This is a genomic window from Carnobacterium sp. (genome assembly GCF_049673005.1).
Classification (GTDB): Bacteria; Bacillota; Bacilli; order Lactobacillales; family Carnobacteriaceae; genus Carnobacterium_A.
The window spans coordinates 1-4,861 of sequence record NZ_JBATXB010000105.1 but is presented as its reverse complement, the minus strand read 5'-3'; the positions used below and the strand labels follow the sequence as shown (position 1 = coordinate 4,861).

Genomic DNA, 4,861 nt, shown 5'->3' with positions numbered 1-4,861 from the left:
AAAAAACAACTTTATCGTTTTTTTTATTTGATCTTCATTTTTCTCTCTACATATCTAATCATACGATTATTTGATTGTTCTATTACAATCTGCTTATACTCTGTAATCGTTGCATTCACAAGGGCACCAACTGTTAACATCGCGCCCAATATATTTAGCCACAGCATGAATGCAATAAAAGCCCCAATTGAACCGTAACTTATTGTCCCTACAGCAAAGTAGGAAACATAGACAGTGAATGCTTGAGTAATCAAAATCCAACCGATTGTTGAGAAAATGGCTCCTGGTAAGACCATTTTTAAGTTTAATTTTGCGTTCGGTACAAAATAATACAATAACGAGAAAGAAAAAAACAAGGTAAACATGGTTACGGGCCAACGCAAACTAAGAAATGTATCGATTAAATCTAGTGGCAAGTTCAATAAGGGTGTAAGCCTTTCTAATATCACTTGTCCAAAGCCAAAGACTGTTACCAATACAATTAAGCCGGTTATTAAAACAATTGTGAAAGCCAACGACGCTAAACGAACTAACACAATGTTTTTTCGAGGATCTACCCCGTAAGCTTTATTCATACTCATTTGCATCGCATTCATCCCTCGACTCGAAGACCACAACGTTCCAATGGCAGCAATGGATAAAACACCACTACTTCCAGACGTAAAAATCTTATCCATAATCGGTTTTAGATTTTCTACTAAATAAGCAGGTACTGCTTTATCTAAATACGGATAGACCGCTTCAGGGGACAAGTCTAATAATGGCAATAAATTTCCTATAACAATTAATAGAGGAAATAAGGACAATAAAAAATAATACGCAATAACAGCTCCTGAGTTTGTTACTTCAGCTTCTTTGTATTTCTTACGAAATATCCTGATGAAATCTTTAATCATTTTCTTCTTATCAATCAGTTGAGCCATTTCCAAACCCCTTTTTAAATACTATTTCTCATTATACTAATATTTTCATAAAAAAACTAGTAAAGGTCATGACGAACGTATACTCATTCGTTGAAAAACTCCCTCTGTCAAAAAAATAGAACGAGCCAGACAGGATAAAAACAATCCAATCTGACTCGTTCTTTCATTATTTTTAAACTACCCTTGATTCCTACATCTTCTATTTCTGTTGTGTTAAAATTCGTGGTCCTTCTTTTGTAATAGCCAGTGTGTGTTCAAATTGGCAGCTTAGTCCGCCATCTTTTGTGCGAGCGGTCCAACCGTTCCCATCCATTTTTGATTTCCACGTTCCAGTGTTGACCATTGGCTCAATAGTAATAACCATTCCTTCTTTTAGACGCAATCCTTTACCAGCTTCCCCATAATGAGGGACTGCTGGTGCTTCATGCATTGTTGGTCCAATACCGTGTCCAATAAATTCACGAACGACAGATAAACCCTCACCTTCTACATACGTTTGGATAGCGTGTCCGATATCGCCAATCCGGTTACCCACTTGTGCTTGTTCGATTCCTTTGTATAAAGCGGTTTTTGTTACGTCCATTAAATGATCAATTTCTGGAGTAGATTCACCCACAACATAGCTCCAACAGGAATCAGACATGGCCCCTTTTAAATTAACAACGGTATCTACTTTTATCAAGTCGTTGTCTTTTAACGGTTTATCTGTTGGAAAACCATGGCAGATTTCGTCGTTTACACTGACGCAAGTCGCGTATTCGTATCCTTCAAAACCAATTTGCTCAGGAATGCCACCCGCAGCTTCAATATGATCATGAAAAAATGTGTTGATTTCTGTTCCCGTAATACCTGGTTTAATAAAGTCACGTAGTTTTTCGTGGATACTAGCTAATAGCGCGCCTGATTCTGCCATTGCCTCTATTTCGCGTGCTGATTTTAATGTGATCAATTCATATTCCTCTTTTCTTTTCGTTTTGCCCTTTAAGCCAATTCTATTATATGCTTAAAACAGTAAAAAGTGAACCATTCTTCTTTTTTTATTCCTAAATTGTGTTAAGTAAGGATGCCGCTATTTTTTAACTTTAATTCCCATTGCGAAAAGGAGGATTCGTTTGGTATACTTTATAGAGAATAAGGAGTTTTTCAAAAAAGGATGTGACTCAATAATGGCTACTGCGATGATTGTATATGCAAGTTTAACTGGTAATACGGAAGAATGTACGGATATAATTGAGAAAGCTTTTGAAGAGTTAGGCGTTGATGTTGAAGTCGTTGACTGCATGCAGGCGGATCCAGAAGATTTTTTAGATGTCGATATTTGTTTGGTTGGAACCTATACGTATGGCAACGATGCTAATTTACCAGATGAAATCGTGGATTTCTATGAAGAACTTTCTGAAATCGACTTAACAGGTAAACTATTCGGAACCTATGGATCTGGAGATACATTTTACGAAAAATTTTGTCAATCTGTTGATGATTTTACGGAACAATTCAAAGCCGTTGGAGCAATCGAAGGTGCCGAAAGTGTTAAAGTAGATTTAGATCCTAATGAAGAAGACGTTGCTAAATTAAAGCTTTTCGCTAAGACATTGGTAGAAAAACAAGCTTCAACATAAAAAATAAGAACCAAAATCCCTTTTTGTGGGTTTCGGTTCTTATTTTTTTACTTACTTGCTTCCTTGATGGTTCTTGTCAAATTATCGTTCAACAGCGTTTCGTCGAGCTTAATTAAATCTTGTGCTAAGAGTGCAGCTGTACCATAAACAGTAATCCAGATTTTTTCAAACAGTTTTCTTTGTTCTGCTTTACTTAAACCTTTCGTTTTTTCTTCTTGTTCAAAAGCATCTAGCATGGCTTCATATGGCAAGTTTTGCATGCGCTCTGGACCTAAGTGATCTTCTAAAAATAATGCTCGGAAAAAGATGGGTTCATCTTTTGCAAAATGAATAAAGTTAAGGCACGTGTTTAAGATAGGGTCTTCTGAATGAGTTTGTTTAAAAATCGTCTCAGTCAGGTACTCTTGTATCTTTATATACAGCTCATTCTTTAAATCGTCCATATTTTTAAATTCTAAATAAATGGGCTGTGTTGAACAATTCATTGTCTTCGCGATATTTCTGGCTGTAAACCCTTCAAAACCTTCTGTTTTTACGACATCATATGCTGTATCCAGGATATGGGATTTTAAAATCGTTTTCTTTCTGGCCATTTTGGCTCACCTCTTTATATTCTTTTTATTATCGTTAGCCCTAGTTCCATTAGCATTTGCTTATAGTTGAAGTATGCCCATTTAAGCCTATCTTAAATAAAATAGGAATGTTACTTCGATTAGTGAGTGAGCTAGAAGCTACTCGCTTCTATTGTATCTAACGATTGTCTGTCTTCTCGTCCAATTACCCTCTTGCCTATTTAAACTCGTGTTTCTGCATAAATACAATATTGTTTTTTAGACTGGACAGCTTCCCCTCTGTTCAACCTTAACCTATTTTATCACTAATGTGATAAAAAAAAAAGTATTTTACTTCATCTGTTATATAGCGTGCGTTCTTACAGTTATTTGATTCTCACCAGTTTAACCGAGTTCTTAATTTATGAATAATTTGTACATCCCACTATTTAATGAGATAATAGGGTATTGTGTCAGTTTTTTCCCAACATGATGATCACACACAGGAGGTTAGGAACATGTTAAAAGAACAATTAAGAACTGTTGGATTTGTTAATAGCCACAAAAGTGGTGAAAAGCGTATTGCTTTACTACCAAAAGATATCGCGCCATTGCAACACCGCGAATGCTTATTCTTCGAGGAAAATTATGGAAGCGATTTAAATATATCTGATGTTGAGTACGCTGCTTTAGGTTGTCAAATTGTTACGAGAGAAATGGCTTTAGAACAAGATATCATTTGTGATCCAAAAATTGGAGATGCCGCTTTTTTAAAAGACTTACAGCCAGGACAAACTATCTTCGGGTGGGTTCACGCAGTTCAGAGTAAGGAAGTAACGGATATTTTAGTAGCAAATAACGTTACGGCTTACGCTTGGGAAGATATGTATGAAGACAACCGTCATTCGTATTGGCGCAGCAATGAACTCGCTGGTGAGGCAGCTATTATGCATGCTTACCAATTAAATGGTGTTATGCCTTATGATACTAAAGTCGCTCTTATCGGGCGCGGCAATACAGCTCGTGGGGCTTTACGGATTTTGACAGGTTTAGGCGCAGACGTAAAAATGTACAACCGTCATCAAGAAAAGTTGTTTAGAAAAGAAATGTCTGAATTTGACGTCATCGTCAACGCTATTTTATGGGATACGACTCGCGAAGACCATTTAGTTTACCGTGCGGATTTAATAAATCTAAAGCCTGGTACGATGATTATTGATGTTAGTTGCGACGAAAATGGTGCTATCGAATCAACGATCCCTACCTCACTAACCGAACCCATTTATGAGATAAATGGTGTAGTCCATTATGCCGTCGATCACACACCTACTATTTTTTATCGTTCTTCTTCTAGTGCCATTTCAAAAGAAACAGCTAAATACATTGACGATTTGGTTGAAAACCGTTTTAATGACATTTTAGACAACGCTCTTATCATCAAAAATGGAACCATTATTGATGAACGCATTAACATTTTTCAAGAAAGACCTCTTGCTAATGAAAAAAAAATAAAAAATGAAAATTCTGATGCTTTTGATCCGTTTATGGGCCTTGACCCTAAAAAATCCTAAAGTGTTCGATGGTTCATTTACACTTTTTTCTTCTTTATGAAATCAAGAAATTGTTTCAAAACAAGTCTTATGCTATGATTATTAAGTTAACTAACTTACACACTTATAGGAGGAATAATTTATATGGTATTAACTAATTTTGATGAATTATTAAATAAATACGCTGAGGCAATTGTTAAAACAGGAATCAACGTACA

The 4,861-nt window shown here is 35.9% G+C and carries 5 protein-coding genes; 2 read left to right on the top strand and 3 right to left on the bottom strand.

The annotated features are described in order from the left end of the window. Positions 1-23: 23 nt before the first annotated feature. Complete coding sequence (locus WBF61_RS07610) at positions 24-923, bottom strand: YihY/virulence factor BrkB family protein (RefSeq protein WP_424255333.1); 900 nt, start codon at positions 921-923, stop codon at positions 24-26. A gap of 199 nt (positions 924-1,122) precedes the next feature. Then, positions 1,123-1,872 carry a type I methionyl aminopeptidase gene (gene map / locus WBF61_RS07605; RefSeq protein ID WP_424255331.1) on the bottom strand — a complete coding sequence of 250 codons (750 nt, stop codon included), beginning with the start codon at positions 1,870-1,872 and terminating at the stop codon, positions 1,123-1,125. A gap of 217 nt (positions 1,873-2,089) precedes the next feature. Between map and WBF61_RS07600 the strand changes: the two genes are divergently transcribed. Then, positions 2,090-2,542: a flavodoxin gene (locus tag WBF61_RS07600; protein WP_424255335.1), complete on the top strand. Its 453-nt coding sequence runs from the start codon at positions 2,090-2,092 to the stop codon at positions 2,540-2,542. Positions 2,543-2,589: 47 nt separating this feature from the next. On the opposite strand, the gene WBF61_RS07595 is transcribed toward WBF61_RS07600, so the two are convergent. Continuing rightward, positions 2,590-3,135 (bottom strand): TetR/AcrR family transcriptional regulator, encoded by a 546-nt coding sequence (locus WBF61_RS07595; protein ID WP_424255330.1) that lies wholly within the window; start codon positions 3,133-3,135, stop codon positions 2,590-2,592. A 476-nt stretch (positions 3,136-3,611) separates the two neighbouring features. Between WBF61_RS07595 and WBF61_RS07590 the strand changes: the two genes are divergently transcribed. Next, positions 3,612-4,664 (top strand): N(5)-(carboxyethyl)ornithine synthase, encoded by a 1,053-nt coding sequence (locus WBF61_RS07590; RefSeq protein ID WP_424255329.1) that lies wholly within the window; start codon positions 3,612-3,614, stop codon positions 4,662-4,664. Positions 4,665-4,861 lie beyond the last annotated feature (197 nt).

Bases quoted from the DNA above. Each gene is read 5' to 3' on its own strand.
- WBF61_RS07610 (WP_424255333.1), bottom strand. From the start codon at position 923: ATGGCTCAACTGATTGATAAGAAGAAAATGATTAAAGATTTCATCAGG.
- WBF61_RS07600 (WP_424255335.1), top strand. From the start codon at position 2,090: ATGGCTACTGCGATGATTGTATATGCAAGTTTAACTGGTAATACGGAA.
- WBF61_RS07595 (WP_424255330.1), bottom strand. From the start codon at position 3,135: ATGGCCAGAAAGAAAACGATTTTAAAATCCCATATCCTGGATACAGCA.
- WBF61_RS07590 (WP_424255329.1), top strand. From the start codon at position 3,612: ATGTTAAAAGAACAATTAAGAACTGTTGGATTTGTTAATAGCCACAAA.